Here is a 26,212-nt window from a genome sequence, read left to right on the forward strand (position 1 = left end):
TGTCTGCGGGTTCGCTCACCGGTAAATCCTCACATACCGAACACGGGATGTGCAGGAAGCGTGGACGGTGTCAGCGTCGACGCATGAACAGCCGAGCCAGCTTGCGCCCCAGGGCGTCGATCGCGGCGAACTCGGCCAGGACCGGGTCACACTGGGCGGCCCCGAACTCCCCGATCGGTTCAGCCTTGCGCGGCGTCGACGTAGCCGGGTGCGGCTCGATCGCAGCGGGCGGCAGATATACCGGCACGAATCCCACCGCCGACAGAACGGCCACCGACCGATCCACAGCCTGTGGCGTCGAGGTGCGTTCGGCATCCAACGCGGCGGCGATCGTGTCCGGGCCGTAGAGCCCCATCATGATCTCGAGTCCCCACGGAGGAAGGTCCGACAATCGTTCGCTGTGATTGCGGTCACTGCTCCAACTCATGTGACAAGGATTACACATGTTCGACGCCGAGACGTAACGTCCCCGTACCGACAACGCCGACGGCGATGGCCGATTTCCGCTAGCTGTGGCCTCGGCGCGCTGGCACAGTGGTGTCATGGTCACCGCGATCACCGCCCCCAGCCTCGATTTCGACCGATGCTACGGCGCACTCAAAGCCCGCGACGCGCGCTTCGACGGGCAGTTCTTCGTCACCGTCGCGTCAACCGGAATCTATTGTCGCCCTTCATGTCCCGCGCAGACACCGCTCGCCCGCAATGTCGGTTTCGTGTTGACAGCGGCCGCCGCGCAACGCGGCGGTTTCCGCGCCTGCCGACGCTGCGCGCCCGACGCCGTACCAGGCTCACCGCGTTGGAACACCTCCGCCGACCTCGCGTCGCGAGCCATGAAGCTGATCGCCGACGGTGTGGTCGAGCGAGCCGGCGTCGACGGTCTCGCCAGTCGGCTCGGATATTCGACGCGACAGCTCAGCCGGGTCCTGACCGCCGAACTCGGCGCCGGACCGCTCGCCTTGGCCCGCGCGCATCGGGCGACCAACGCACGGGTATTGATCCAATGCACGACGATGCCGATGACCGACGTCGCCTTCGCCGCCGGTTTCGCCAGTATCCGTCAGTTCAACGACACGATCCGCGAGGTGTTCGCGCTGTCCCCCACTCAGTTGCGGGAATTGCGCGCGTCACGGGCACACGGGGCGTCGACCAGCGCGAACGGCAGCTCGATCACGGTGAAACTGCCGTATCGACGACCGTTCGACGCCGCGTGGCTGCGCTGGTTCCTGTCCGCGCACACGATCCCCGGCGTGGCGGAGATGATCGACGACGAGTTCGTCCGGTCGTTGGAGCTACCGCATGGCCCCGCACTGATCGCCATCGGGATCGTCGACGATGATCCGGCCGTGAAGACCGGCAGCGTCGTCTTGCGATTGCGTCACCTCGACATGCGCGATCTCGGAGTCGCTGTGCAGCGGGTGCGCAGATTCCTCGATCTCGACGCCGACGCCCAGGCCGCCGACGAGTGGCTGTCGTCGGATCCGGCGTTGACACCGTTGGTCGCCGCCGCGGCGGGAATACGCGTTCCGGGTTCGTTGGATCCGGTCGAGACGCTGTTTACAACGATGATCGGCCAGCAGATCAGCGTGTCCGCCGCGCGGACGCATCTGGGGAATCTGGCCACCGAGCTGGGTGCGCGGGCGCCGTGGGATGACGCCGACGGCCCGACGCTGCTGTTTCCGTCCGCCGCAGCGATCGCGGAGTGCGGTGGGAGTGTGCTCAGGGGCCCGCGGCGGCGGATCGACGCCGTCGTCGGGGCCGCGGAGAAAATTTCTTCCGGTTCGATGGAACTGCACACGGGTCTGCGTGCGTCAGATATGCGTGGACTGTTGCGCAGCCTGCCCGGGGTGGGCGACTGGACCGCGAATTATGTGTCGATGCGGGTGGCGTCGGATCCGGATGTGCTGTTGGGCACCGATCTCGTCGTCGTTCGTGCGGCACAACAACTGAACATCGATTTGTCACAGAACATCAAGTGGGCCCCATGGCGCTCGTACGCGTCCATGCATCTGTGGCGCGCCGCGATTCTGGGCGTGCCCGAGGAATCCTCGATTATCCGATCGGCAGACGCTGCCGACATCCGAAAGGGAACACTTCATGTCTGACAACGCTCGCTGGGCCACCGTCTCGACGCCCGACGGCCCGTTCACGATCATCGCCGACGACACCGAGCGCGTCCTCGCCTCCGGCTGGGTCGACGACGCCGATTACCTTGCGGCCCTTATCCATTCGCGTATTCAACCGGAGACGGTTCGACAGTCGCCGTTGCCCTCGCTGACCGACGCCGTCGAGGCGTACTACGCGGGCGAGCACGATCTGCCGATGGGAGTGCCGGTGCGCCAACATTCCGGCGAATTCCTGATGCACGCCTGGGAGGTGCTACGCACGGTCGGGGCCGGGGACGTGGTGACCTACAGCGATTTCGCGCAGTTGGCGGGCAACGCGCCCGCGATCCGGGCGGCTGCGTCGGCGTGCGCCCGCAACGCTGCGGCGCTGTTCGTGCCATGCCACCGGGTGGTCGGAAAGACGGGAAAGCTGACCGGCTTCCGCTACGGCGTCGACATCAAACAGTCCCTGCTAGAACGTGAGGCGAGCTGAGGAGGAGCGACCGCGTTGAGCCGGGCCCGACGAGCCGCCTCCTCCGCTGGTTGAGCCGGGCCCGAGACGCGCCTCCTCCGCCGGTTGAGCCGGGCCCGACGAGCGCAGCGAGACGCGCCCGTGTCGAAACCACGGTGAGACGAATTACCAACTGTCACTGGGTGTTTGGTGCGCTGATCTCGTCGGCTTACGTGGTTTCGACACGGGCCTTCGCTAACGCTCCGGCCCGGCTCAACCAGCGGGGTGGGCCGCTAGCAGCGCAACCCGCTACCTGGCCGCGCGGCCAGGGCGAAGCGCCCGTGCTCTGCAGGGAGGAGGCGCCGAGCACGGTTAAGCGAAGCCCGACAAGGCCGCAAATCCAATACTGTCGTACCCCTCTGGCATCCTCCCCCTCATGTCCCCCACCATCGTCATCACGCTCGCTGTCGGCCTGATCCTCGGTTTCGCGCTCGGTTGGCTTGCGCAGGTTGCGCGCACCGGTGCGCGGGTAGCGCAAGCGCGGGCCGATGCGGAGGCGTATCAGCGATCGGAGGCGTTGGCCGCGCGGTCGTTGAGTGCGGCGAGTGAGGATGCGGCGCGACGGCAATCGGCGGCGATCGGGGCGGAGGTTCATCACATCGTGGGGCCGCTGCGGGACACGTTGGGCCGACTGTCGGAGGAGTTGCGCCGGACCGAGACCGATCGAGTGAGCGCCTACGCCGGTCTGACGGAGCAGGTTCACGGGATGCGTCATTTATCGGCACAGTTGAATACGCAGACGCGAGCGCTGGCGAATGCACTGCACACGCCGCACATCCGCGGTCGGTGGGGCGAGTTCCAGTTGGAACGGGTGGTCGAGTTGGCGGGTATGACGCGTCATTGCGATTTCGATACGCAGGTCGGCGGGTCGTCGGCCGACGGTTCGGGGGTTCGGCCGGACATGGTGGTGCATCTCGCGGGCGGGCGGGACATCGTGGTGGACGCGAAGGTGCCGTTGCATGCGTATCTGGAGGCCGTGAACTCCGACGATCCGTCGCATGTGGAACAGGCTCGAGTCGCTCATGCTCGAGCGCTGCGGGCGCACGTGAGTGCATTGTCGTCGAAGGCGTATTGGACCGCGTTCGCGAACACGCCGGAGATGGTGGTGCTGTTCATTCCAAGTGATCCGATTCTGGAGTCGGCGGCTCGGGTGGACACCGATCTGATCGAGTACGCGTTCGGCAAGAAGGTGGTGTTGGCAACGCCGACGACGCTGGTGGCGTTGCTGCGGACGGTTGCGTTGGGCTGGCGGCAGTATGCGCTGACCGAGGACGCGAAGGTGATCCACGATCTGGGTTACGAACTGTATCGACGGTTGACGACGGTGCTTGGGCATGTGGACAAGATGGGCATGTCGCTGCGCAGAACAGTCGAGGCGTACAACTCGACGGTCGGGGCGATCGACGCGCGGTTGGGGGTGACCGCGCGCAAGTTGGCCGACCTGGACGCGTTCACCGATCAGACGGCTCCGCTGCCCGACCCCGGGTTGATCGATGACGTGGTGCGTCAGGCGGTCGGCGACCGCGGGCGCGTGTGACGCCGCTAAGCAGACGGATCGCCCAAATCGCCCCCTGGTTGTTGACGTATGCCACACCACGCAGGACCGGATACCGATTTTCTCAGGTGTAACCGGTACCGTCGTAATGTGTTATCCGGCCAATTCGCGGCAAGCAGTGTGCCCATAGACGAGCAGTCCGCCCTGCCCAAGTTCCGTGGTCTGCCCTGGTGGGGCGCTGTGGCGTTCGCTGTGGTGCTGACCGCCGTGGGTGCGGGCGTGGATGCAATGCGCGTCGACGCGCTGGCTACGACGTACCAGGTCCTGTACTTGGTCGGGTGCGTCGGCGCGGCGTTTCTCGTTCGACGCCGGGCCCTGTTCACAACTGCCGTACAGCCACCGCTGATCGCTCTCGTCGTCAGCGTCGTCACCCTGTACACACTCAATTCTGGTGCCCAGATGTCGGCGAAGACACTGGTCTTCAAACTTGCCCTGCCGATCGCGAGCAGCTTTCCGTCGATGGCGGTGACGTTCTTGCTGACCTTGGCCGTCGTCGCCGCACGATGGTTCATCTCGCGTCGTCAGTCCGCGGCGAGGAAGCCCGCGAAGGCAGCGGCCAAGCCGACTCGGTCGCGCTCCAAGCAACCCGAAAAGGTAGAGCACAAATCGGGATCGCGATCGCGCACTGCCCAGTCCAGGGCCAGTGAGCCGCGCCGAGCCGCGGCGCGGTCGGAGGACGAACGCACCACCGTGCCGAGGCGCCGTCGCGCGGCCGAGGCACCGGGTGCCGTAGCGCCGGTTCCAGCGGCTTCCGGTCCAGCGGCCCCGGCGACGGGTCGACGCCGCGCCGACCGCGCCGAGGGCACCGGGCAGCCGGTTCGTCCTGCCGAACCGCGCCAGCGCCCCGCAGAACCACGACAGCCGCGTCCTCGTCCCCGTCCGCAGGGCGGCGAATCGCTCGACGATCAGTCGCGGCCTCAGCGGCCCCGTCAGGCCCAGCAGGGTCCGGCACCGCGCCGCACGGCCGGCGCCGCGGCGCGTGCCGCCGGACTGGACCTGACCGCCGATCTGGGCGATGACCCGTCGGTGCGTCGCCGGCCACCTACGCACTGAACGAGGAACGAGTCTCGACGTAGTCGCACGACGACCCCACTCCGCCGGTTGAGCCGACCCCACTCCGCTGGTTGAGCCGGGCCGGAGCGTTAGCGAAGGCCATCCACTCCGCTGGTTGAGCCAGGCCGGAGCGTTAGCGAAGGCCCGTGTCGAAACCACGTACGCCGCATCGATAGTTGGCAATTCGTCTCGCCGTGGTTTCGACACGCTCGTCGCTATCGCTCCTTACGGCTCAACCAGCAGAATTGCCAGCAGAGTGCCGCCTACCCGGCCCGCTCGGCGAGCCACTGTCCCAGTTGACGGGCGGCGGCGTCTACCAGCGACGGCCAGTCCATCGCTTGTTCGTCGGCCGAGTCGCTGACGACTTTCACCAGCGTGAGGTCGACACCGAAGGCGGCGCAGACGTGCGCCAGCGCGGCGCCCTCCATGTCGACCAGGTCGGCCCGCTGTGCCAGTTCGTCGCGCACAGCGGGGTCGGCGATGAAGGTGTCGCCGGTGGCCAGGACGGTGCCGTCGCCGTCGAACGTGTAAGTGTCGACGATGTCGTAGCCCATCGAACGCAGGGCGACACTGGAGATGTCGTGTTCGATGACGGTCGAGGGAATGAACAGGCCGGCATGCCGAACGTGCAGCGCACCGGCGGTACCGATGTTGACCACGCCGGTCACTGCGGGTGCCGCCCCGTTCTCGGCTGCACTGAGTTCACGACTGAGAACGGTCGCGGCCCGGACCTTGCCGATTCCGGTGATCAACAGTCGTGTCCCAGCCGGGACGTGGGCCGCTTCAGCACGCGTCGCCGAGACCACCAGGGTCCCGGCGTCGAACAGTTCAACCAGGACCGTTGGTCACGTCTCCGGCCGACGTCGCGGCTCGACCGGCGGCGTCGACCGCGGGCGCGATCTGGGCGAGCTTGTTGAATCGATCGTTGGCGATGCGCATCGCGATCTCGTACGGCAGCGCGAACTTGCGAGCCCACCAGTAGCCGAACCGGATGTCGAACGACGTGTACACCAGATAGCGGTTCTTGCGAACGCCCTTGACGATTGCGCGCGCCGCGGTCTCCGGCGATACCGCGACTTTGTGAAACCCGTCGATCGCCTTGCGCACCGTGGGATTCTCGCGGTCGACGCCGACGATCTGCACGGTGTCGACCAGCGGTGTGGCGACGCCGCCGGGGCAGACCAGCGACACCCCGATATTGTGCCGGCGCAGATCGTAGCGCAGCACCTCCGAGACTCCGCGGATACCGAACTTGCTGGCGCTGTACGCCGCATGCCACGGCAGGGCCAGCAGCCCCGCGGCCGACGACACGTTGACCAGGTGACCGCCCTGCCCGCGGTGAACCATCTGCGGCACAAACGATTCGATGATGTGGATGGGGCCCATGAGGTTGACCTCGACCAGTGACCGCCAATGCTTGTGTTCGAGATTCTCGACGGTTCCCCACGCCGAAATGCCCGCGACGTTCATGACGACGTCCATCACGCCGACCTCCGCGTCGACCTGCTTGGCGAAGGCCCGCACCCAGTCGTAGTCGGAGACGTCGCCCGCCTGGTGGTAGACCACCGACCCACCGTCGGCGTTGATTCCGGCGACCACCTCGTCGAGCGGTGCCAGATGTAGATCGGTGAGGACCAATTGCGCGCCCTGACGCGCCGCGAGTTCGGCGGTCGCACGCCCGATACCGCTGGCCGCGCCGGTGATCAGCACCTTGCGCCCCCGCAGCGACGGTACCGGCGTCTTCATGACGATCAGCTCTGTGAGACTCATGTCTCGACTCTACGGGTCAGCCGACGGGCAGCTTGCCGCCGAACAGCGAATAGATCACCGAGAGCATGGCCTTGAGGACCTGCGACCCGACATCCTGGCCGGGCCCCAGGATGAGCGCGAGCAGTGCGCTCGGATTACGGGTCTCGACCGCCTTCGTCACGAACGGGATCACGCCCGACAGTCCCTCGACGTCGACGTCGGTGTTGGGCGTCGTCGGCGAGTCGGACGGGTTGGCACTGAGCGACCCGGTGGACAGCAGCGGGGACCCGCTGACACCGGCACCGGCCGCGTACGCGAGGATGCCGTCGGTGATCGCAGTCGCGTATTTGAGCTGTCCGACCTTGCCCGACAACGCCGCCGCTTCAGTTGGATTGGACAGGTTGCCCATCTCGATGAACACCGCGGGCACCGTGGTGAGGTTGACCGCGGCGATGTCTGAGCGGGTCTGGATGCCGTCGACGACGCCCGCGTAGTTGGCCGGTGCGAAACCCGCCTTCTTGAACGAGTCACGCATCATCGACGACGCCTTGCGGCCGCCGCCCGACTGCGCGAGCTGCGCGGCTGAACTGGGCAGCGGCAGCGTCGGGACGATCATGTGAAAGCCCCTGTTGGTCGCATCGCTGCCGGCGCTCGTCGAATCGGCATGCAGGCTCACGGCGACCGCGGCGCCGGAACGGCTGGCCGCCGCCGCACGCTCGTCGACGCATCCGCCCCAGCCGGTGTCGTCCGCGCGGCTCAGCACCACCCGGGCGCCCTGGCTCTCCAGACCGGCCTTCACCAACTGCGCGACATCCCAGTTGATCCGATGCTCCGTCACGCCGTTGACGCCTGTCGCGCCAGTCGTCTGGCAGTCCTTGGTGCCACCGCGGCCGTCGGGAACCTGTTTGCTGAGACTGTGACCCGCGGCGCCGCCTTGATGGCCGGGGTCGAGGAAGATCGTCTTGCCCATGAGCGTCGAGCCGGCGACCGGAACAGGTGCGATCGGCGCCGACGGCCTGGCCTGCGCGACCGGAACCGTCGTTGTGGACACGACGACGGCCGCGGCCGCTACCGCCGCCCCGACGACAGTCTTCTTCAGTGCAAACACAGATCGCCCTCCATAGACCAACGCCAGTCACAACAATCCCACTGGCCACTTTGATAACAGTGAATCAGGGCTTGAGAGTTTTGACGAATCTGCGACCTGGCCCGATGCCTTTCGTTAGACAGCTGTGACCTCACCGAGTCCTTAGAGTGAAGGACTCCCTTGCGTCTGAGGCGAATACCTCGTGATGCTCAGAATCCCGAATTCGTCGTCGACGTGGGTCCCGACGGCGGCACGAAGACCGTCGACGACCTCCTGCTCGACGAGCCCCGCCCCGATCACCACGATCGACGTCGACGGCGGCTCGCCGGCCCATGCCGCCGCATCCACCCGGATTCGTCCCCCGACGGCGTGGAAGATGTACTTCTCCCGGTGATCGAGGAGGCCGAAATGCGCCCATCCCTTGATTCGATAGGTGCCGTTCGGCGGACGCTCCAGGAATGCCGCCAGCCGGCGCGGGTTCATCGGCGCGGATGATTCGAAGGACACCGACTGATACTCGTCGTGCAGATGCCGATGCCGATGCCCCGAGCAGTCCCCGAGCTCGGACCCCGCGCGCTCCTCTGCGCGCAACAGGTCGTCGAGCGACAGCTGCCGGGGGCCGTCGACGTCGGCGCGCCCTTGCACCGGATCGAACAGCAACGCCGGATCCACCACCGACTCGACGGTGAGCACCACCGGCGCGGTCGGATTGAGTTCGGCGACCGCACCGAGCACCGCCGCCCGATCCGCGACGGCGGAATCGGTTGCGGCGCTGGATGATTCCGCGCCGTCGAGCAGATCCGCCTTGTTGACGATCACCAGATCGGCGATCCGCACGTGCCCGTCGAGTTCGGAGTGGCGCGCTCTGGTCGCCAGGAATTCCGCGCCGTCGACCAGATAGACCAAACCGCCGTAAACCGCGCGAGCATCGGTCAGCGCCGCGACCATCCGGATCAAGGTCCGCGGTTCAGCGAGCCCCGACGCCTCGATCACAATGGCGTCGATTCCCGCACGCGGCGCGAGAAGCCGGCCCACGACCGCGGCAAAACCTTCCGGTGAATCGTCGTCGACGGTGCAACACATACATCCATTACCCAGCCCGACTACTCCGTCGACCTGTCCGGCCACCAATAGAGCGTCGACGTTGATCGCGCCGAAGTCGTTGATGATCAATCCGATTCGAGTGGCGCCGCTGTGCCGGAGAAGATGATTGAGCAAGGTACTCTTGCCCGAACCGAGGAATCCCGCAACGAGGATGATCGGAACTTGCCGGGGTCGACCGGTCATCGCGTCACCGCGAGTTGGGCGTGCGTCAGGCATTCCGGGCACACGACCACCAATTCGCGACCGTTCGGATCGGGGTAGTTCGCGATATTCTTGGTGGGCACGCCACATTGCGAACAGACACCGAGCACCTTTGCGTGGTCGGAGAAATCGACACTCATCCGATCGTCGAATACATAAAGCGAACCCTCCCACAGCCCGTCGTCGCCGAATTGCTCGCCGTACCGGACAATTCCGCCCTCGAGCTGGTAGACGTCGCTGAATCCGCGGTCGCGCAATAGTGCGCTGAGCACCTCACAGCGAACCCCACCGGTGCAGTAGGTCACCACGGGTCGATCTTTGAGGTGGTCGAACTCGCCGGCGTCGATCAGCGGGATAAAGTCTCGGGTGGTCGCGACATCGGCCACCACGGCCCCGGCGAATCGACCGATTTGAGCCTCGAGGCGATTGCGGCCGTCGAAGAATACGACGTCGTCGCCGCGCTCGGCGACCAGCTGATTGACGCCGTCGGGCGAGAGACGGGTACCGCCGCCCACCACACCGTCGGTGTCGACGCGCAGTCGCTCCGGCGCACCGAAACTGACGATTTCGGGCCGAACCTTCACGCTGAGTCGGGGAAAGTCGTGGCCCGTTCCCATCGACCACTTCACATCCGCATCAGCGAAGGGTGCATACGATCGAGTAATTCTCACGTACCGTTTGACGTGCGGGAGATCACCACCCACCGTCGCGTTGATACCGTCGGCTGAGACAATGATCCGACCGCGCAGTTCCAGCGACTCGCAAACCGCCGTCTGCCACAGCCGAATGGCCTCCGGGTCGGCAAGCGGAGCAAACACATAGAACAAGACGATCTTGGGAGTCGACACAAGATGCCAGGGTACGGATTTCTGCGGCACGGCAACACTCGGCCCGACGCACCGCGGGTGCTGGTCCGCGCGATTGCGGCGGTCGCCGCCGCGACGTCGCTGTTCGCGGCGAGCGGATGCGGACTGACCGGCGGCTCCGGCCCAGGTCAGATAATCGTGCCGCCCACCGACACGCTGTCCACGGAAACCGAAGCACCCACCACCACGTCGGCCGCGGCCGACGAGCCGCCGTCGTCGCGCGACTCCGATCTACCCAAATGGACCATCGGGCGGACGGTCAGCGCCGCACCACGCGTCGACAACAGCAACTATCACAAGGGCTCGGTGACTTCGGACTCGCCGCGCGAGGACACCACCGGCTTCAATTTCACGACGCCGAGCCGTTCGGTCAACTGCTCTACCGGAACCAATGGCCGCGACACTCTCGCCTGCCAAGCCACCGGATTGGAAGGCGCCCAGAATCCGCCCGCCAATACACCGTCGACCTGTCAGTGGGCACCGGACATCATTATCCTCAATAGCTCTGGGCCCACTCACGGTGCGTGCGCGAATCTATATCCGGTGATGCACCGCGGAACCATCGTCGATTTCGGCCAGAGTATCGCGGTAAGTCGATTCACCTGCTTGAGTCACATCAGCGGTCTCTACTGCCTGCAAGTGTCCACCGGGAAGGGGTTCTCGGTGACTTCGGGCGGGTATCGCGAAATCAACGCCGCCGACGCCGCGCCGTCCGCGCTACTCGGAATCACCGCGCCCACGCCGACCACCTCCGATCAACAGTCCCCGGCAACGAGTTCCCCACCAACTTCCTGAGAGTCGACACAGTGTTCGCACAGCTATGTGCATTGTTTCCTCTTTTCGGTTATTCTCATGAGGAAGTAATACGCGGCGGGTCCTCGCCACTACATCTTGATCGCGGAAATGTCCGTCGCATATCGGTGTCTACCCAGAAGGAGCGCAGTCAATGGCAAAACGTGAGGTCGTTGAGGTTATCGATGACATCGACGGCAAGGTTCTCGAAGAGTACGAGACCGTTCGCTTCTCGGTAGACGGTCGCACTTACGAATTCGACACCTCCGCTAAGCACGCCGACGAGTTCCGCTCCTCGCTGCAGAAGTACCTCGACGTATCGCGTCCCGTCGCTCGCACACCGCGACGCGGCGTCGTCGTCGGAGCCAATCGCAGCAAGGCTCAGACGCAGGCAATCCGCGAATGGGCCAATGAGAACGGCCATACGGTCAGCGATCGGGGCCGCATCCCGCTGCATATCGTCGAAGCATACGAAGCAGCTAACTGAACTCAAGTATGTGACATTCGGGCCGTCCGGCAGCAGCCGGACGGCCCGTATTGTCGATTGAGACCTGCCGCGACTGTGGTCGCTCTGATTGCTGTCGATTGAGCGGAATCCCGTTGATTGGAGGGGCTTTCGAGTCGAAATCCGCGTGCGACGGTTTTCTCGGGTGTTTCACGACTGTTCTCGGCGTTTTGGTTTGCGTCGGGTTACGTGGTTTCGACACGCTCGTCGCTAACGCTCCTCACGGCTCAACCAGCGGAGAGGGCCCGCCATCGGTGAATCCCGGCTCAACCAGCGGGGTGAAGGGCACCCCCACGCTCCTCACGGCTCAACCACGGGGTGAAGGGCACCCCCACGCTCCGGCCCGGTTCAACCAGCGGTTGTAATCTTGCGACGTGGGTGAATTGCGTCCTTTACGACCATCGGTGACGTGGCTGTTGCTGGGCACGGCGATCGCGAGCGAGGTCGCGGCGTCGTTGTCGCTCAAGGGATCAGCGTCGACCCCGGCGCTCTATGCGGTGGTCGTCGTCGGCTACGTGAGCAGTTTCGTGCTCCTCGCACAGGTTCTCAAGCGGGGAATGGCACTGGGTGTGGCCTACGGAGTCTGGGGCGCGGCCGGCGTCGCCGCGACGGCCATCGCGGCGGCATTGATCTTCGACGAGGCACTGACGGCGATGATGGGCGTCGGGCTGGCGCTGATCGTCGCAGGCGTCATCATGATCCAAAGTGGTTCGCGCACAACCGAACTGCCCGACGCCCACACCCCCGACGTTGCGACCCACCGCGTTTCGGAGCACTGAGGTGGCATATCTGTTCTTGGCCTGCGCAATTGCGTCGGAGTTGATCGCCACCCTGGCATTGCGCGTCGCGGCGACCGGCCGACCGTCGTTCTATGCGATCGTGACCCTCGGCTATCTCGGCGGCTTCGCCGGACTGTTGATCGCACTGCGCCAGGGCATTCCGCTCGGCGTCGCCTACGGCGTGTGGACGGCGGCAGGTGTCGCGCTCACCGCCGTGGCCTCCCGCATCCTGTTCGACGAACCCTTGACGCGACGCATGATCGGCGGCATCGCGCTCATCGCGGCCGGCGTGCTGCTCGTGGAACTGGGTGCCGCGCACTGACTTTCACAGCGTCGACGCGAGGCGGGCGAGCTCTGCTGACGCCGCCGCCAATGACGCGTCGGCCGCGCCGGAGTGCTCGGCCAGCGGCGGCATCCGGGTTGCCAGGGTGTAGTCGACGACGACGCTGGTCACCTTCATCCCCATCGACTCGCCCAGGACCTTCTCGATCGGCGGAACGGTGTAATCGCCCGCTGCGGTGGGATCGGCATTGTCGTAGGCGAGGCCGCGCGGTGACACGACGATCACCGGAATCCCATGAAACACACCGGTCGAGCCATCCGCGGGCACAGTCGTGCCGAGGACGTGGAGGTGGTCGATCCATGCCTTGAGCGTCGACGGAATCGACCAGTTGTACATCGGCGCCCCGATGACGACGGCGTGCGCACCAGCTACTTCGTCGATCAGCTCCTGCTGCCGTGCCGCCGCGGCATCGTCGACGACCTCGTGCGCCCGCCGCATCGCGGGGGCGTAGTGGAGCCCGGCGGTCGTGAGATGCGGCACGGGGTCGGCGGCGAGATCGCGGTAGCGCACCTGCCGACCGTCGGCGGCATCGAGCCACGCCCGACTGAACTCGGCGACGAGCGGGCGGGACACGGAGTCCTCTCCCGTGATCGAACAATCTATGGCGAGTAGGTAGGTCACCCACCCAATGTCTCACACCCCGCGATCGAGACCGAGGAACGTGACGACATCTTGCGCGTCGTCGAGGAGATCGCGTTCGTCGCGCGGCATCGGACGCTGCCGATGAGGCGGCGACGTGGGCGACGTGGTGAGGTCGGCGGCCGGCTCGATCAGCGGCGCACCTCGTAGCGGTTCGCGACCACGCCGGAAGCGTATTCGTATCGACTGATCTGCCGTAGATCTATCGTCGAGGGAAGTCCGGCGAGCAGCGTCGGGCCGTGACCCGCGATCCGCGGATGCACCACGAACTCGTACTCGTCGATGAGATCCCACTGCGCAAGTGCCAGCGGCAACTGCACTCCGCCCACGGCCAATGAACCACCCGGCTGCGCCTTCAGCTCCTCGATCGCGGTGCGCAGATCACCGCGGAGGAGTTCGGAGTTGTTCCAGTCGACGTCGGGCAGAGTGCTCGACACCACGTACTTCTTCGCGGCGTCTATCGTGACGCCGAACGGCTGCATCCAGTCGGGCAGCGGCGACGGCTCATCGGTGACCCGCCACGCCTCTTCCATCATCTGAAACGTCTTGCGGCCCAAGATGATCGCATCGGCCTCGCGGATGTTCGCCTCGGCGCGCTCGTGCAGTTCGCGGTCGGCGATGCCCTCGCGGTGATCGCAACAGCCGTCGAGGGTGATGTTTATCGAATACCGGATGGGGCGCATTGTGCCAGCGTAACGCCGGGATCACGGGTTCCGGCCGGATTCACCGAGCCGTCTCACTTCTCCCGCACTCCCCCACCCTCGACGTGCCAGCCCCGGTCGACGCGCACGTTCTCCAGCATCCGACGGTCGTGTGTCACCAAAAGCACGGCACCGTCGTAGGATTCGAGCGCCAATTCCAGCTGTTCGATCGCCGGCAGGTCGAGGTGGTTCGTCGGCTCGTCGAGCACCAGCACGTTGGTGCCACGCGCCTGCAGCAGCGCGAGGGCCGCGCGGGTCCGTTCGCCGGGCGAGAGGTCCGCGGTGGCGCGATCGACGTGGTCGGCGCGCAGCCCGAACTTCGCCAGCAGGGTGCGTACGTCGGCCGTGGTGAAGTCGGGGACGAGACTCTCGAATCGTTCGACGAGCGGCTCCAGACCGGCGAATTGTCCTCGCGCCTGGTCGATTTCACCGATCGCCACGTTGGCACCGAGTTGCGAGCTCCCCTCGTCGGGCTCGATTCTGCCCAGCAGCAACCTCAGCAACGTCGACTTGCCCGCGCCGTTGGGCCCGGTGATGCCGATCCGCTCCCCCGCATTCACCTGCAGCGACACTGGACCGAGCGTGAAATCTCCTTGCCGCACAACGGCATTGTTCAACGTGGCGACCACCGAACTCGACCGCGGCGCCGATCCGATGGTGAATTCGAGGACCCACTCCTTGCGTGGTTCCTCGACTTCCTCCAGTCGCGCGATGCGGCTCTCCATCTGCCGGACCTTCTGCGCCTGCTTCTCACTCGACTCGGTCGACGCCTTGCGGCGAATCTTGTCGTTGTCGGGCGCCTTGCGCATCGCGTTGCGGACGCCCTGGCTCGACCATTCCCGCTGAACACGTGCCCGCGCAACGAGATCCGCCTTCTTCGCCGCGAATTCTTCGTAGTCTTCGCGCTTGTGGCGCCGGGCTACTTCGCGCTCGTCGAGGTAGCTCTCGTACCCGCCGCCGTAGACGGTATTGGTGTGTTGCGCCAGATCCAGCTCCAACACGCGGGTCACGCTGCGCGCCAAGAACTCTCGATCGTGGCTGACCAGCACCACGCCGCCGCGCATGCCAAGCACGACGTCCTCCAGCCGGGCGAGGCCGTCGAGGTCGAGATCGTTTGTCGGTTCGTCGAGCAGCACGACGTCGAATCGCGAGCACAGCAGCGCGGCGAGTCCCACCCGCGCCGCTTGCCCACCGGAAAGCCCTGTCATCAGCGATGATTCGGCCGCGACGAGCCCGGTGACGAGCCCCAGGTCGGCGAGCACGGCGGGCAGTCGCTCCTCGAGGTCGGCGGCACCGGTCGCCAGCCAATGATCAAGCGCGGCGGCGTAGACGCCTGCGGCGTCGGCGGGCGCATCCGGATCGGCCAGCGCACCGGCAGCCGCATCCATCGCCGACGCCGCTGCGGCACAACCGGTTCGGCGCGCGACGTACTGTCCCACGGTCTCTCCGACGATCCGTTCGTGTTCCTGCGGCAGCCAGCCCACGAAGGCGTCCGACGGCGCCCGGCTGACAGTGCCCTGCAGCGGAGCCAAGTCGCCGGCCAGTACCCGAAGCAGCGTCGTCTTGCCGGCTCCGTTGGCCCCCACGACTCCGACCACGTCGCCGGGGGCGACGGTGAGGTCGAGGTGGTCGAACAAGACGCGATGCGCGTACCCGCCGGAGAGGTCCTTGGCGACGAGTGTTGCGGTCATGGGCCTATCGTCTCACTCCGGTCAGGAGATCATGTCGGCGAAGTCCCGAAACTCGTGGTGCCCCGGCAGTTTGGCGAGACACTCGCCGATAAGCGTCCGTGCCTGATCGTCGTCGCCGTTCCGGTGAGCCAGGCGCGCGCGCAGGAACTTCCGTTCGGTTGGGTCCAGTACCCGACTGTCCGCGATCCGGTCGAGCCGATCCTGGTAATCGGTGCCCCACAGCCGATCCATCAGCAGGACATGCCATTCATCGAGGTCTTCGCGGCGCTGGAGCCCATGACGACCGCCTGACTCGAGCTCATAGAGATACTCATCGGCGAAGGGGCCCCATTCGCCGATACCGTTCAGCAGTGCCGCGGCAATCCCTGCGAGAGACCGCTCACGTTCGCTGACCTTGCCGAAGCCGCGGCGCGTCCACCCGTAGCGCGACTCCCAGCGGCCCAACTGGTCGGGAGCGGTGGCACACAGAGCACCGAAGCCACCGAGTGCCAGCGTTGTCGACCACAACGCCTCTACGGCGTCGGACACGACGAACCGCGCTGCCTCCAACGGCTCCTCTGACCGAAAGTACTCGTAGTCCTTCGTAGCGCACGCGAGGTCGATCATGAGTTCGGTTGCGATCGCCGCATCGGCGTGATTCGGACCGCCCAGCCCGCCGACGGCGGACGAGGCATGCGCACTGAAGGTGAATCGCCAGCGCGTACGTTGCTTCGGCGAGACCCGACGGTCGCCGCCGAAGTACGCGCCCTCGCGGGCCAGTGCGACGAACTCGCGGATCCCGCCGAGATCGACGCCGGGCTTCTTCGGCTTGACCCGAGTTTCGGCCGGCGGCGCGATCATGTCCTCGATACGCTCACGCTGCGCGGCCGACCCGCGGTAGTACAGCGTCCACACCATCTTGCGTAACGCCTCGGCGTCGAATCCGTCGACTTTGGCGAAGAATTCCTGCTTGTCAAGACGCCCGGCGGTCATCGTCGCCCACTCCTTTGCGCGCGTACGCCGTCCTCGAGAATCGCGAACACGCGGTCGATACCGCTCAGAGGTGTAGTCATCAACCCGATTCTCGCACAGCGGGCGAACGCTGTCCGTTCCGCGGCGACGCGCGCGCAGGCATAGGCTCACAGCATGCCTACCGGAGACTCGGCCGACAAAGCCGCCACACTGCTCGCCCTGCACAACGGGCAAGGCTTCATCATCCCCAATGCCTGGGACGCCGGCTCCGCACGCATCCTCGCCCAAGCCGGGTTTCCCGCGATCGCCACCACGAGTGCCGGAATCGCCTGGTCGTTGGGCGTCCCCGACGGTGGTTCCCTCGACGGCGACACCATGCTCGGGGAGGCAGCCCGCATCATCGGCGCGGTCGATCTTCCGGTGTCGCTCGACCTGGAATCCGGCTACGGCGACGCACCCGACGACGTCGGGGACACCGTCGCCCGCGCCGTCGACATCGGAGCGGTCGGCGCCAACATCGAAGACATCGTCCACGGCACCCTGTTCGACGTCGACACCGCTGTCGCGCGGATCGCCGCCGCGCGGGCCGCAGCCTCGCGCGGATCCTTCGTCCTCAACGCGCGGACGGACACCTACTTCAGCGGCGGCGTCGACGACCCCTTCACCGAGACCGTCGACCGTGCGACCCGCTATCTCGACGCCGGCGCCGATTGTGTCTTCGTGCCCGGCGTCGTCGACGCCGAGTCGATTCGCCGGCTCGCCGCCGCAATCCCCGGCCCGCTCAACATCGTCGCCGGATTGTCGAACACCATCGACGCGCCGACGCTGTACTCGTTGGGCGTCGTGCGGGTCAGCCTCGGCGGTAGCCTTGCGCGCGCCTCGTTGACTTTCCTGGACCGTGCCGCACGGGAACTCCGCGAGCGGGGCACCCTCGAATTCCTCGACGGCGCAATCGGTTACGCGGATCTACAGGGCCGATTCGGCCGCTGAACGCAGATGCACAGCCTCCCGGAACTCGCGGCGCCCGTCGATCCTATCGTTGCGCTGCAACGCATTTCGTGGCTGCTGGAACGCAAACGCGATTCCCGGCATCGAATCGAGGCGTTCCGCAACGCGGGGCGCGCCGCGGCGAAGTCGGCCCCCGGCGAACTGGCGCGCCGCGCGGCGTCGAACACCCTGACCGACCTTCCGTCATCGGCACGAGCACGGCCACCGTCATCACCGAGTCATTGCGGGGCGACATGCCGACCTACCTCGACACGCTGCAAAGCGAGCCCGAGCCGTTCCCGTTCGACGACGACCTCCTCGGCGCACTGCGCGGCGACTGCCACGCGCACACCGAGTGGAGCGACGGCGGCGCGCCCATCGATGAAATGGCCAGTGCGGCAATCGCTCTCGGACATGAATGGCTGGCGATCACCGACCACTCACCACGATTGACCGTCGCCAACGGCCTGACGGCGCAGCGCCTGTCCGATCAGATCGACCGGATCGCCGACTGGAACTCACGGAATTCGACGCTACGGCTGCTGACCGGCATCGAAGTGGACATCCTCGACGACGGAGCGCTCGATCAATCCGACGAACTGCTCCGACGACTCGACATCGTCACGGCGTCGGTGCATTCGAAGCTGCGGATGGACCACGATGCGATGACCACGCGGATGGTCGCCGCGGTCAGTGATCCGCGGGTCCATGTCCTCGGTCACTGCACCGGCCGGCGCGTCCTCAGCGGGCGTGGGCATCGGCCGCCGTCGACGTTCGACGCCGAAGCGGTCTTTCGCGCATGTGCCGATAACGGCACCGCCGTCGAAATCAATTCCCGCCCGGAGCGGGTGGATCCGCCCGACGATCTCATCGAGCTCGCCATGGACCTGGGCTGCCTCTTCGCGATCGACTCCGACGCCCATGCACCGGGTCAGCTGGAGTTCAAGGCCCTCGGCGCACAGCGGGCCGTCGAACACGGCATCGATCCCGACCGAATCGTGACGACGTGGTCGGCGGAGCGACTGCTGTCGTGGAAGTGATCACCAGGTCCAGGTGGTGGTAACGACGAGGTCGTCGTCGGGTGACACGACTCGCGGGTCGGTGTTGAGCCCGTTGGGCGGCCCCGACTGCGGTTCGACGCAGATCGCGAAGTCGCGCATGTCGTAGGCGACCACCCAGCGCGCATCGCTGCGGATCCGGATTCGTCGTGCACCGGGCCATTCGCAGGTGACGTCGACGCCGTCGGGCATGCCGAAACAGTCGTCCCAGGGCGACGGTAGCGGGTCGATGCGTCGGCCGGTGGGCAGATAGTCGTCGCCGCGCTCCTCCTGCCAGGCGGGGCTGAAGTGAATCCGCAGCGGTTCGCCCGCGTCGTCGAGGGTGCGCCGGAACCACGGATGCCACCCGACCTGCGCCGGGAACGGCTGATCGGTGGCGCGGACGGTCATCGCCAACGAGAGTCCGGAGTCGGAGACGGTGAAGCTCTGTGTCACGCTGCCGGGAAGCGGCCATCGCGGCTGCAGATCTTGAGTGAGCGTCAACGAACCGTCGGTGCGTTCGACGATGTCCCACGGGTGATCGCGCACGGTGCCGTGAATGGCGTGCGGGGCGTCGTTGCGCGGAAACTCGTACCGCTCTCCGGCGAAGTCGAGTACACCGTCGCGCAGTCGACCGCACCACGGCGCCATCGGGAAGCTGCCGAAACGCTCGCCCTGGTGAAGGTGTTCGACGTCGGCGATGCGCAGCGACGTGATGCGGCCGGTGGACGGTCGGACGGTAACGGCGGTGGCGCCGGAGGCGATGGTGAGAGTGTCGGTCATCGATTGATTATCGTGGCTTCGACCACGGAATTGGGGGCGAGTTGACGCACTGGATGCGATCGTGTGTTTGCGTGCTCGTCGCCGTGGGGCTGTCGGGGTGTTCGCCCGGGGCCGAGGTGTCGTCGGTGGCGACGTCGTCGTCGCGGTCGTGTGAGCAACCGGTCCAACAGTCGGGGCGGCTCACCGTCGGCGTTCCCGCCGACACGCGATTGCGCATCCCCCCGACGGTGGCGGTGCCGCCCGGTGATCCCACGACAGCTGTCCCGTCGGATCCTGTGATGTTGACGAACGTCGAATACCGAGCCGGGCGCGGTGCGCTCATCTATACGTTCGGCGGCAACGGGGTGGTGTCGTGGAGCGCCCGGTACGTGGCGAGCCCGTCGGGTGTCGCGGCGGAGAAGGTGGCCATCGTCGGCGCATGCCTTCTGCAGGTTGATCTGTCGGACATCGGCGAGTCGACGTCGGCGGCGAAACTTCAGGCGCCGCAGCGTATTTCACTTCCGGCCGACGCTCTTCTGACAGATCTGGTCTATCTCGACATCGGTTCGGCGACAGTTCAGACGCTTGCCGCGACGCGCTCGACGTCGGTCACCGTTTCGGTCGAACCGTCGGCGCAGGCGTTAGTCGTGCGAGTGCGGTCGTAGTCGGGGCGCTGATCGAAGGCTGTCGGGAGTTGTGCCGCTGAGCCGACGCTGTCGGCACCGCGACGATGTTTGACCGCCGTCGCCACGGGTACTCGTCATCGACTCGAACGTCCGTACCCATCGGAGGTGAATGACAATGCGTTTCGCCAAAGCTCTCGGACTATGGGGCTACATCACACTCCTCGCGGCCATAGCACTCGTCGTGTTATGGATCGGTATGGCCGCCAGCGACCACCCGGATACGATGTGGGCGGGGACCGCCGCGGCCGTCGTACTGATTGTCAGCCTGGTGTCGCTGACCGCCAGTAGGCGGATGCTAGTACACCAGGATCCGGATAGCCGCCCGGAGCAAGACCCGCTACAGCCCGCGGTCACCGACGAGGAAGCGGCGGAGTACGAAGCTCATTACCACGGACGACACATCCGCGACGATGACACTGACCACTGAATCATCCTGGGCGTCAACTGATTCGGTCTACCGCCCACAGGACGACAGTTACCTGCTGATCGACGCGCTGCGCACGCGCTCGGTTATCGGCCGCGACGTGGCTGACCTGTGTACCGGCTCCGGAGTGATCGCTGTGCATGCGGCACAGCTCGGCGCACGGAAGGTGACCGCAGTCGACTCGTCGGCAGCCGCGGTCAGGAGTGTGTGTGACCTGATCCGTCGACATGGCCTGCAGGGTCGCATCGACGTCGTGCACGACGACGTTGCGACGTTCGGACGCTGCGAGTCGTTCGATCTGATCACCTGCAACCCGCCCTACGTGCCGACACCCGGGACCGCCGATGCGGCGCTGCATCCTCCCGGGCCGAACCACTGCTGGGATGCCGGCCCGTGCGGGCGCGACGTACTCGACATCGTGTGCTTGACGACGCCGGCCTTGCTGCGTCCTGGTGGGAGCGTGCTGATCGTGCAATCGGAGTTCGCGGACATCCCCGCGACGCTCGACGCACTGTCGGGCGCGGGGCTGCGCTCCCGCGTCGTCGCCGAGGCCGAGATCCCGTTCGGCCCAGTGCTTTCAGCGCGAGCCGCTTGGCTGGAAGAAACCGGACTGCTCGACGTCGGGCGTCGGCGTGAGGTGATCGCGGTGGTCTGCGCGGAGCGCGAGCGATGAGCGAGCCGGTAGCCGTTCGAATGGTACGCGGCGGTCCCGTACTCGTGCGTGGCCCGGTGACCATCGAGTTGGCGGACGGGTCGACGGTGACGTCAGAGAGATTCCAGGTCGCCCTATGCGCATGCGGCCGCAGCGGGATATATCCGCTGTGCGACACGAGTCATCGGTGCAGGAAACGCCGTTAGTGATGGTCTAGCGTGATTGCGCGTCGTCCGTGCACCCACGCTCCACGCACATGGTCGGCCAACATGTCTTCAGCGAACTCGAAGCAGCCGATACCGAAGGAGACGTCCGATTCCAGGTCGGGTTCGTCCTTGAGCAGCGCACCGACGACGTCGTTGCGCATGACATGCTCGTGAACAGCATCGGCCTCCACGTGCTCGCGGTAGAACAGTCGGCAGGCTTGCGGTGCGTCGAGACGCTCCAAACCACTGAGCAGCCGCTGGGCCCCGGGCGGGGATGTGATCTCGGTGGCTGCCAGATGACCCACGACCGCTCCACGCAGACGACGGTGAAGCCCCAGATACGAGATGACGTTCGACACCAGCAACGCGGGGACCGGTGCGACGTCGAGATAGCCGAGATAGTCCGAGCGTAAACGCGCCGCGGTCAGGAGATCGGCGAAGAGCTTCTGATGCATGTGCTCGGCGATCCCAGCGCCGTACTCATCAAACTCCACCGCGATCAGTGCCGCCTTGGGAGCACCGCTGAGGCGGGGAATCACCCACGCGTGCGGGTCGGCCTCCTTGAGCTGGTAGATCGAGCGCAGAGCGAAGTACTCGCGGTACTGCTGCCAGGTTCCCTCGGTCTCCAGATGTCGCGTGCTACTCGGTTCGTCGGCGATGGCATCGGAATAGGTGAGGTCGGTCAACGCGTCCATCGCACCGCGCGGATATTGCGGCACGTCAGCCCGTAGAGCTCGCTCGAATGCCTGCTCGAGCCCCCTCCGGAAGCCGAGGATCTGCGGGCGCCACTCCCAGTCGGGATCGACGCCGGCGAATCCGCGGTAGAAGAGTTCATAACAGATCAGGAGCGTGAGTTGGAGATCGTCGCCGTACGGATCGTCGGACGGCATGAGCGTCGGAAGGCGCAATGGCCGTTCGGGCGTCGTCGCCAGGCGTTCGACGACGTATTCGGACAGCCTTCCGCGCGGTCGCGGTAATCGTGGTGCCTTCATGTACGTTCCTTTCCTGCGGCGCCATCGAGTGCGGCGTCATGACGGCGGAATCCGTTGCGCAAGTTCAGAATCCCGCGTCTGGATCGAAGTCGACGACGTCGGTCCACTCGACCGGTGTCGAACCGCGCCGACGCGTTCCCCGTCGATCTCCACCTCATCGACAACGCCGACGGCTTGGCCGTCCACATCGACGATCTGCCGGTCGAACAGGTGCGCGCGCAGGTCGACCCGACGGGTGCGGGCACGACTGTCTCCGAGAGAACTCATACGTGCCGACTACCCGCCGTGAACGCCGTCGAAACCCCAACGGCATGTTTGGTGCGCGCAATGCCGAGGTACCCGTTGTGCATCCCGAAAGGACAGACCATGGACCCACTCGCCGTGCTCGCGGAGGAGCACAAAACCATCTCATCGCTTGTGTCGACGATCGAAACGCTGCCCGACGATCTGTTCGGAGGCGAGACCCGGTCCGATGTCGCGACAGCCCTGGTCATGGTGACCTCTGCTCACGAAGCTGTGGAGGAACAATGGTTCTGGCCGGTTGTTCGGCAGCTCGTCGAGCATGGCAAGTCTCTCGCCGGCCACGCTGTCGACCAAGAGACCGAACTCAAGACACTTCTGGGGCTCGTGGCGGACACCGTGCCGGGTACGTCGAGTTTCGCCGATGCCATGGCGCGCTTCGCCGACGCGGTCGTCGAACACATGTCGTACGAGGAGAGCGTCGTATGGCCTGCGGTGCGAGCATCGATGTCCGCGCCTGACCTCGATGCACTCTTCGATGCGATGAGGGTCGCCGCGCACATGGCTCCGACGCGGCCCCACGCCTGGTTGCCGCCCGGCGGATTTGCACAGAATTCTATCGGTCTAGCTGTGGCTTTGACTGACAAGCTGCGCGATCGTGTCACCGGCCGCGGGCAGATCATGGCCGATCACGTCGCCCTCACCCGATAGCCCGATCCCGATGCCTTGGCGAACAGACGCACGCAGCTCGTGACCGACGGGGTGTCGAGAGCTCAGCGATCGGCGTCGTGATCATCGCTCGTGACCGAGCGGCCGAACTCGCGAAACCTGCATGCGCTGGCGCACAGTCCGTTCCAGGATTTCCGGGGCGACGGTCTGTTACTGCGATTCACTGTCGATGCGGCACCTTCCGTCGCCGCGACGTACGCGTCGACGACGTTCCCGAGCCGAAGATCGAGCAACCATCCGACGCGATTGTGCGCGTCACCTCGACCAACATCTGCGGCTCCGACCTTCACCTGTACGTGGTGCTGACTCCGTTCATGTCGCCCGGTGATGTACTGGGGCACGAGGCGATCGGCTTCGTCGAAGAGGTCGGATCGCATGCGGGCGATCTCAGTGTCGGCGACCGAGTGGTTGTGCCGTTTCAATCTCCTGCGGGCATTGCTTCATGTGCGATCAACACCTGTACACCCAGTGCGAGACCACTCAGGTGCGCGCTCAGGGGACTGGCGCCGCACTCTTCGGCTATTCAAGCCTGTACGGTTCGATCCCCGGCGGCCAAGCTGAGTACCTTCGCGTGCCGCAGGCTCAGTTCACTCATATCAAGGTTCCCGACGGCCCGCCCGACAGCCGATTCATCTACCTGTCCGATGCGCTGCCGACCGCGTGGCAGGCCGTCGAGTACGCACAGGTACCGCCCGGTGGCAGCGTCACCGTGCTGGGGCTCGGGCCGATCGGCGACATGGCGACGAGAATCGCTGCGCACCATGGCCTTCGGGTCATCGGCGTCGACCGGGTACCCGAGCGCCTCGAACGAGTAGCAGACCACGGTATCGAGGTCATCGATCAATCCGCGGTCAGCGACGTCGCCGGGGAGATCCGGGACCGCACCTACGGGCGCGGCACGGACGCGGTGATCGACGCCGTGGGGATGGAGGCACACGGCTCCCCTGTCGCCGGCGGGATGCAACGTGCGACGGGACTTCTCCCCGACGCTCTCGCCGAACGGTTGACCCGGCTGGCCGGTGTCGATCGGCTGGCGGCGCTCCGGCTGGCCATCGACATCGTCCGCCGGGGCGGAACGGTCTCTCTTTCGGGTGTCTACGGCGGTGCGGCGGATCCACCGCCGATGATGACGCTGTTCGACAAGCAGATTCAGCTGCGGATGGGTCAGGCCAACGTGAAACGATGGGTACCGCAGATCCGGCCACTACTCACCGATGCCGACCCGCTAGGCGTGGATTCGTTTGCCTCGCATGAGCTTTCGCTCGACATAGCGCCGCAGGCTTACGATCGTTTCCAACGCAAGGTCGACGGCGTGGTCAAGGTGATGCTGAAAACCCTGACTCAGCCGGCCTGTTCCTCCGACCGCGCATACATCGAATTCGGCCCGCGAGTTTGGGCCGCGTCGTCACCGGGTATTCAGCGCGGACTAACCATCCACGAGCAAAGGACTCGCCATGATCATCGAACAGGGAGGAACCCTCCTACTCAGCGACCACGATGGATCCGATATCGCGTACGTTGTGCGGGCAATCCGGCACTTCCCCATCGATTTCGTCGAACTGGAACCATGCGATGGCGGACCGACGCAGACGATGTCGATGTCGGCGATCGAGCAGGCGGCGCGACCGGGCTGAGCCCGGCACGGACGGACTTCGACGTCCAACTCTCCTCTCGCCGTTGATGACTTGTCCGGATACGGGACTTCCTTGTAAACGCCCGGCTCCGGTCAGGATAAGCAGGGGGATAACCGCGTTGAGCCGTGCCGTGCCCAGGTCTTTGACCGTCCAGCCGTCCTCGACTGCGCCTGATGATTCGTACGGGTCATCGCGGCGCCGAACACTCGTCGGCTATCTTTCGCAGTCGATCCAGCGTCGGCTGAGGATCCTGCCCGAGGTAGGCCGTGACCGCATTGCCCACCATGTCGTCGCGTAGCACCATCAGTTGGGCGCGAGCGAGCCGACCCTTGTCAAACGCGCGCAGTCACCCTTTCGGCTATCTGATTGCGCTCGCCGGAAGAGTTCGACGACTTCGCCGTCCCCGTCCCGCTGAGCATCGGCGATGAACGTTTCCATCCGCAGGGCGTTGGTCAAACACTCCTCGGTGTAGCGAATGAGGTTGTATGTCTTGTCGCGCGTGCCGGTCAGGTCGCCGGTCTCGGCAGTGGTCATCATTTCTCCTTCTCGTCGGCGCCGGAGGGTGTCTTCGACGCTGTGACTGTTGGGCGGCGCAGCCGCCACAGGAGGAATTGCCACGGTCGGGCCACGCCAAACATGCGACGCGACCCGACCTCGCAACTAGGCTGGCGCGGTGCCCCCGACGGCATCGAAAGCCATTGGCAGCCAGTCGAATACCGGCACCAAGCGAGTGATACCGGTTCGTCGTAGCGGACGAGCGACGGCTCGTCCGCCGGCTACCGCTATCGCTCCCCCGGAGTTGGAAACGGTTCGTGCCGCCGCGTGTAAAGCAGCGATACCGTCGACGCCCAAGAAGTCGACATCGGACATGTCCAGGACGAGTCGCCCGGTGCCCGCAGCGCAGGCAGCCGCAAGATGCCCGGTGAAATCGTCGATGCTGGCGGCATCGACCGATCCGGTAATGGTCGCCTGCGTGACCCCTTCGACATCAGCGACCACCGCCTCGCACTCGCCGTCACGGACCTCTGTGATGGGTACGGCGCGTTCAGGAATACGGTTTTGTACGGGTTCTGCGGAGAGAAAGTTTGACACGGTAAATCTCCCGTTGGGCAGCGGCCGAGCCGCCAGGACGGCTGTTGTGTCAACCGGTGTCTCAAGGCTAGCAATCGGTTGGATCGTTCGCTAGGCAAACGATGTTTCGTCACGACCCCCGATCGGTACTTCGCGAAGACAT

General features: G+C 65.7%; 28 protein-coding genes and 2 pseudogenes. 16 read left to right on the plus strand and 14 right to left on the minus strand.

Annotation, left to right across the window (positions count from 1 at the left end):
- Window positions 1-70: 70 nt before the first annotated feature.
- Complete coding sequence (locus HH308_RS11255; RefSeq protein WP_170194304.1) at window positions 71-427, minus strand: hypothetical protein; 357 nt, start codon at window positions 425-427, stop codon at window positions 71-73.
- 115 nt (window positions 428-542) lie between these two features.
- Between HH308_RS11255 and HH308_RS11260 the strand changes: the two genes are divergently transcribed.
- The 4 genes from HH308_RS11260 (at window position 543) to HH308_RS11275 (ending at window position 5,221) form a co-directional block, all read left to right on the plus strand.
- Entirely contained in the window at window positions 543-2,102 is a 1,560-nt protein-coding gene (locus HH308_RS11260; RefSeq protein WP_170194305.1) for an AlkA N-terminal domain-containing protein, read from the plus strand.
- Window positions 2,095-2,595: a methylated-DNA--[protein]-cysteine S-methyltransferase gene (locus tag HH308_RS11265; protein ID WP_170194306.1), complete on the plus strand. Its 501-nt coding sequence runs from the start codon at window positions 2,095-2,097 to the stop codon at window positions 2,593-2,595. The genes HH308_RS11260 and HH308_RS11265 overlap by 8 nt, the downstream gene beginning before the upstream one ends.
- 394 nt (window positions 2,596-2,989) lie before the next feature.
- Complete coding sequence (locus HH308_RS11270; RefSeq protein ID WP_170194307.1) at window positions 2,990-4,150, plus strand: DNA recombination protein RmuC; 1,161 nt, start codon at window positions 2,990-2,992, stop codon at window positions 4,148-4,150.
- A 108-nt stretch (window positions 4,151-4,258) separates the two neighbouring features.
- Window positions 4,259-5,221: a DUF6542 domain-containing protein gene (locus tag HH308_RS11275; protein ID WP_170194308.1), complete on the plus strand. Its 963-nt coding sequence runs from the start codon at window positions 4,259-4,261 to the stop codon at window positions 5,219-5,221.
- A gap of 263 nt (window positions 5,222-5,484) precedes the next feature.
- Here HH308_RS11275 and HH308_RS11280 read toward each other — a convergent pair whose 3' ends face one another.
- The 5 genes from HH308_RS11280 to trhO all read right to left on the minus strand — a co-directional run bounded on the left by HH308_RS11280 (window position 5,485) and on the right by trhO (window position 10,210).
- Window positions 5,485-6,057, minus strand: coding sequence for a nucleosidase (locus HH308_RS11280; RefSeq protein WP_170194452.1), 573 nt, complete (start codon window positions 6,055-6,057; stop codon window positions 5,485-5,487).
- Window positions 6,050-6,991 carry an SDR family oxidoreductase gene (locus HH308_RS11285; RefSeq protein ID WP_170194309.1) on the minus strand — a complete coding sequence of 314 codons (942 nt, stop codon included), beginning with the start codon at window positions 6,989-6,991 and terminating at the stop codon, window positions 6,050-6,052. Before HH308_RS11285 ends, HH308_RS11280 begins: the two co-directional genes overlap by 8 nt.
- A gap of 16 nt (window positions 6,992-7,007) precedes the next feature.
- Complete coding sequence (locus tag HH308_RS11290; protein ID WP_312870539.1) at window positions 7,008-8,078, minus strand: N-acetylmuramoyl-L-alanine amidase; 1,071 nt, start codon at window positions 8,076-8,078, stop codon at window positions 7,008-7,010.
- Window positions 8,079-8,219: 141 nt separating this feature from the next.
- Window positions 8,220-9,344: a CobW family GTP-binding protein gene (locus HH308_RS11295; RefSeq protein ID WP_170194310.1), complete on the minus strand. Its 1,125-nt coding sequence runs from the start codon at window positions 9,342-9,344 to the stop codon at window positions 8,220-8,222.
- Window positions 9,341-10,210, minus strand: coding sequence for an oxygen-dependent tRNA uridine(34) hydroxylase TrhO (gene trhO, locus HH308_RS11300; protein ID WP_170194311.1), 870 nt, complete (start codon window positions 10,208-10,210; stop codon window positions 9,341-9,343). The genes HH308_RS11295 and trhO overlap by 4 nt, the downstream gene beginning before the upstream one ends.
- 3 nt (window positions 10,211-10,213) lie before the next feature.
- Here trhO and HH308_RS11305 point away from each other — a divergent pair, with 3 nt between their 5' ends.
- The 4 genes from HH308_RS11305 (at window position 10,214) to HH308_RS11320 (ending at window position 12,626) form a co-directional block, all read left to right on the plus strand.
- On the plus strand, window positions 10,214-11,023 hold the full coding sequence (locus tag HH308_RS11305) for a hypothetical protein (protein WP_246284532.1): 810 nt from the start codon (window positions 10,214-10,216) through the stop codon (window positions 11,021-11,023).
- 151 nt (window positions 11,024-11,174) lie between these two features.
- Window positions 11,175-11,507, plus strand: a complete 333-nt coding sequence (locus tag HH308_RS11310) for a histone-like nucleoid-structuring protein Lsr2 (protein ID WP_170194312.1) — start codon at window positions 11,175-11,177, stop codon at window positions 11,505-11,507.
- Between the two features lie 392 nt (window positions 11,508-11,899).
- Window positions 11,900-12,304 (plus strand): DMT family transporter, encoded by a 405-nt coding sequence (locus HH308_RS11315; protein WP_446684915.1) that lies wholly within the window; start codon window positions 11,900-11,902, stop codon window positions 12,302-12,304.
- 1 nt (window position 12,305) lies between these two features.
- Window positions 12,306-12,626 (plus strand): DMT family transporter, encoded by a 321-nt coding sequence (locus tag HH308_RS11320; RefSeq protein ID WP_170194313.1) that lies wholly within the window; start codon window positions 12,306-12,308, stop codon window positions 12,624-12,626.
- Window positions 12,627-12,629: 3 nt separating this feature from the next.
- On the opposite strand, the gene HH308_RS11325 is transcribed toward HH308_RS11320, so the two are convergent.
- The 4 genes from HH308_RS11325 to HH308_RS11340 form a co-directional block, all read right to left on the minus strand.
- Complete coding sequence (locus HH308_RS11325; RefSeq protein ID WP_170194314.1) at window positions 12,630-13,268, minus strand: FMN-dependent NADH-azoreductase; 639 nt, start codon at window positions 13,266-13,268, stop codon at window positions 12,630-12,632.
- Window positions 13,269-13,417: 149 nt separating this feature from the next.
- Window positions 13,418-13,969 (minus strand): dihydrofolate reductase family protein, encoded by a 552-nt coding sequence (locus tag HH308_RS11330; RefSeq protein ID WP_170194315.1) that lies wholly within the window; start codon window positions 13,967-13,969, stop codon window positions 13,418-13,420.
- Window positions 13,970-14,022: 53 nt separating this feature from the next.
- Entirely contained in the window at window positions 14,023-15,678 is a 1,656-nt protein-coding gene (locus HH308_RS11335; protein ID WP_170194316.1) for an ABC-F family ATP-binding cassette domain-containing protein, read from the minus strand.
- 21 nt (window positions 15,679-15,699) lie between these two features.
- Complete coding sequence (locus HH308_RS11340; protein WP_170194317.1) at window positions 15,700-16,650, minus strand: hypothetical protein; 951 nt, start codon at window positions 16,648-16,650, stop codon at window positions 15,700-15,702.
- 153 nt (window positions 16,651-16,803) lie between these two features.
- Between HH308_RS11340 and HH308_RS11345 the strand changes: the two genes are divergently transcribed.
- Window positions 16,804-17,619, plus strand: a complete 816-nt coding sequence (locus HH308_RS11345) for an isocitrate lyase/PEP mutase family protein (RefSeq protein WP_170194318.1) — start codon at window positions 16,804-16,806, stop codon at window positions 17,617-17,619.
- A 6-nt stretch (window positions 17,620-17,625) separates the two neighbouring features.
- Window positions 17,626-18,656, plus strand: a pseudogene (locus HH308_RS11350) (PHP domain-containing protein).
- On the opposite strand, the gene HH308_RS11355 reads toward HH308_RS11350, so the two are convergent.
- Window positions 18,657-19,436: an aldose epimerase family protein gene (locus tag HH308_RS11355; RefSeq protein WP_170194319.1), complete on the minus strand. Its 780-nt coding sequence runs from the start codon at window positions 19,434-19,436 to the stop codon at window positions 18,657-18,659.
- Between the two features lie 71 nt (window positions 19,437-19,507).
- Here HH308_RS11355 and HH308_RS11360 point away from each other — a divergent pair, with 71 nt between their 5' ends.
- The 4 genes from HH308_RS11360 (at window position 19,508) to HH308_RS11375 (ending at window position 21,383) form a co-directional block, all read left to right on the plus strand.
- Window positions 19,508-20,080: a hypothetical protein gene (locus HH308_RS11360; RefSeq protein WP_170194320.1), complete on the plus strand. Its 573-nt coding sequence runs from the start codon at window positions 19,508-19,510 to the stop codon at window positions 20,078-20,080.
- 136 nt (window positions 20,081-20,216) lie between these two features.
- Entirely contained in the window at window positions 20,217-20,528 is a 312-nt protein-coding gene (locus tag HH308_RS11365; protein ID WP_246284534.1) for a hypothetical protein, read from the plus strand.
- Window positions 20,512-21,198 carry a HemK2/MTQ2 family protein methyltransferase gene (locus HH308_RS11370; protein WP_170194322.1) on the plus strand — a complete coding sequence of 229 codons (687 nt, stop codon included), beginning with the start codon at window positions 20,512-20,514 and terminating at the stop codon, window positions 21,196-21,198. Before HH308_RS11365 ends, HH308_RS11370 begins: the two co-directional genes overlap by 17 nt.
- The gene (locus HH308_RS11375; protein ID WP_170194323.1) at window positions 21,195-21,383 is read left to right on the plus strand and encodes a CDGSH iron-sulfur domain-containing protein; all 189 of its coding nucleotides are present in this window, start codon (window positions 21,195-21,197) and stop codon (window positions 21,381-21,383) included. The genes HH308_RS11370 and HH308_RS11375 overlap by 4 nt, the downstream gene beginning before the upstream one ends.
- On the opposite strand, the gene HH308_RS11380 is transcribed toward HH308_RS11375, so the two are convergent.
- Complete coding sequence (locus HH308_RS11380; protein ID WP_170194324.1) at window positions 21,380-22,375, minus strand: iron-containing redox enzyme family protein; 996 nt, start codon at window positions 22,373-22,375, stop codon at window positions 21,380-21,382. The two genes, HH308_RS11375 and HH308_RS11380, sit on opposite strands and share 4 nt — an antisense overlap.
- Window positions 22,376-22,489: 114 nt before the next feature.
- Here HH308_RS11380 and HH308_RS11385 point away from each other — a divergent pair, with 114 nt between their 5' ends.
- On the plus strand, window positions 22,490-23,326 hold the full coding sequence (locus tag HH308_RS11385) for a hemerythrin domain-containing protein (protein ID WP_170194325.1): 837 nt from the start codon (window positions 22,490-22,492) through the stop codon (window positions 23,324-23,326).
- A gap of 176 nt (window positions 23,327-23,502) precedes the next feature.
- A pseudogene (locus tag HH308_RS11390) lies at window positions 23,503-24,677 on the plus strand (alcohol dehydrogenase catalytic domain-containing protein); the annotation flags it as partial.
- Window positions 24,678-25,281: 604 nt separating this feature from the next.
- Here the strand turns inward: HH308_RS11390 and HH308_RS11395 are convergent.
- Window positions 25,282-25,512 (minus strand): hypothetical protein, encoded by a 231-nt coding sequence (locus HH308_RS11395; RefSeq protein WP_376767213.1) that lies wholly within the window; start codon window positions 25,510-25,512, stop codon window positions 25,282-25,284.
- A 126-nt stretch (window positions 25,513-25,638) separates the two neighbouring features.
- Window positions 25,639-25,977 (minus strand): STAS domain-containing protein, encoded by a 339-nt coding sequence (locus HH308_RS11400; RefSeq protein WP_312870543.1) that lies wholly within the window; start codon window positions 25,975-25,977, stop codon window positions 25,639-25,641.
- Between the last annotated feature and the right edge of the window lie 235 nt (window positions 25,978-26,212).

This window comes from Gordonia asplenii (assembly GCF_012933505.1).
GTDB classification, from domain to species: Bacteria; Actinomycetota; Actinomycetes; order Mycobacteriales; family Mycobacteriaceae; genus Gordonia; species Gordonia asplenii.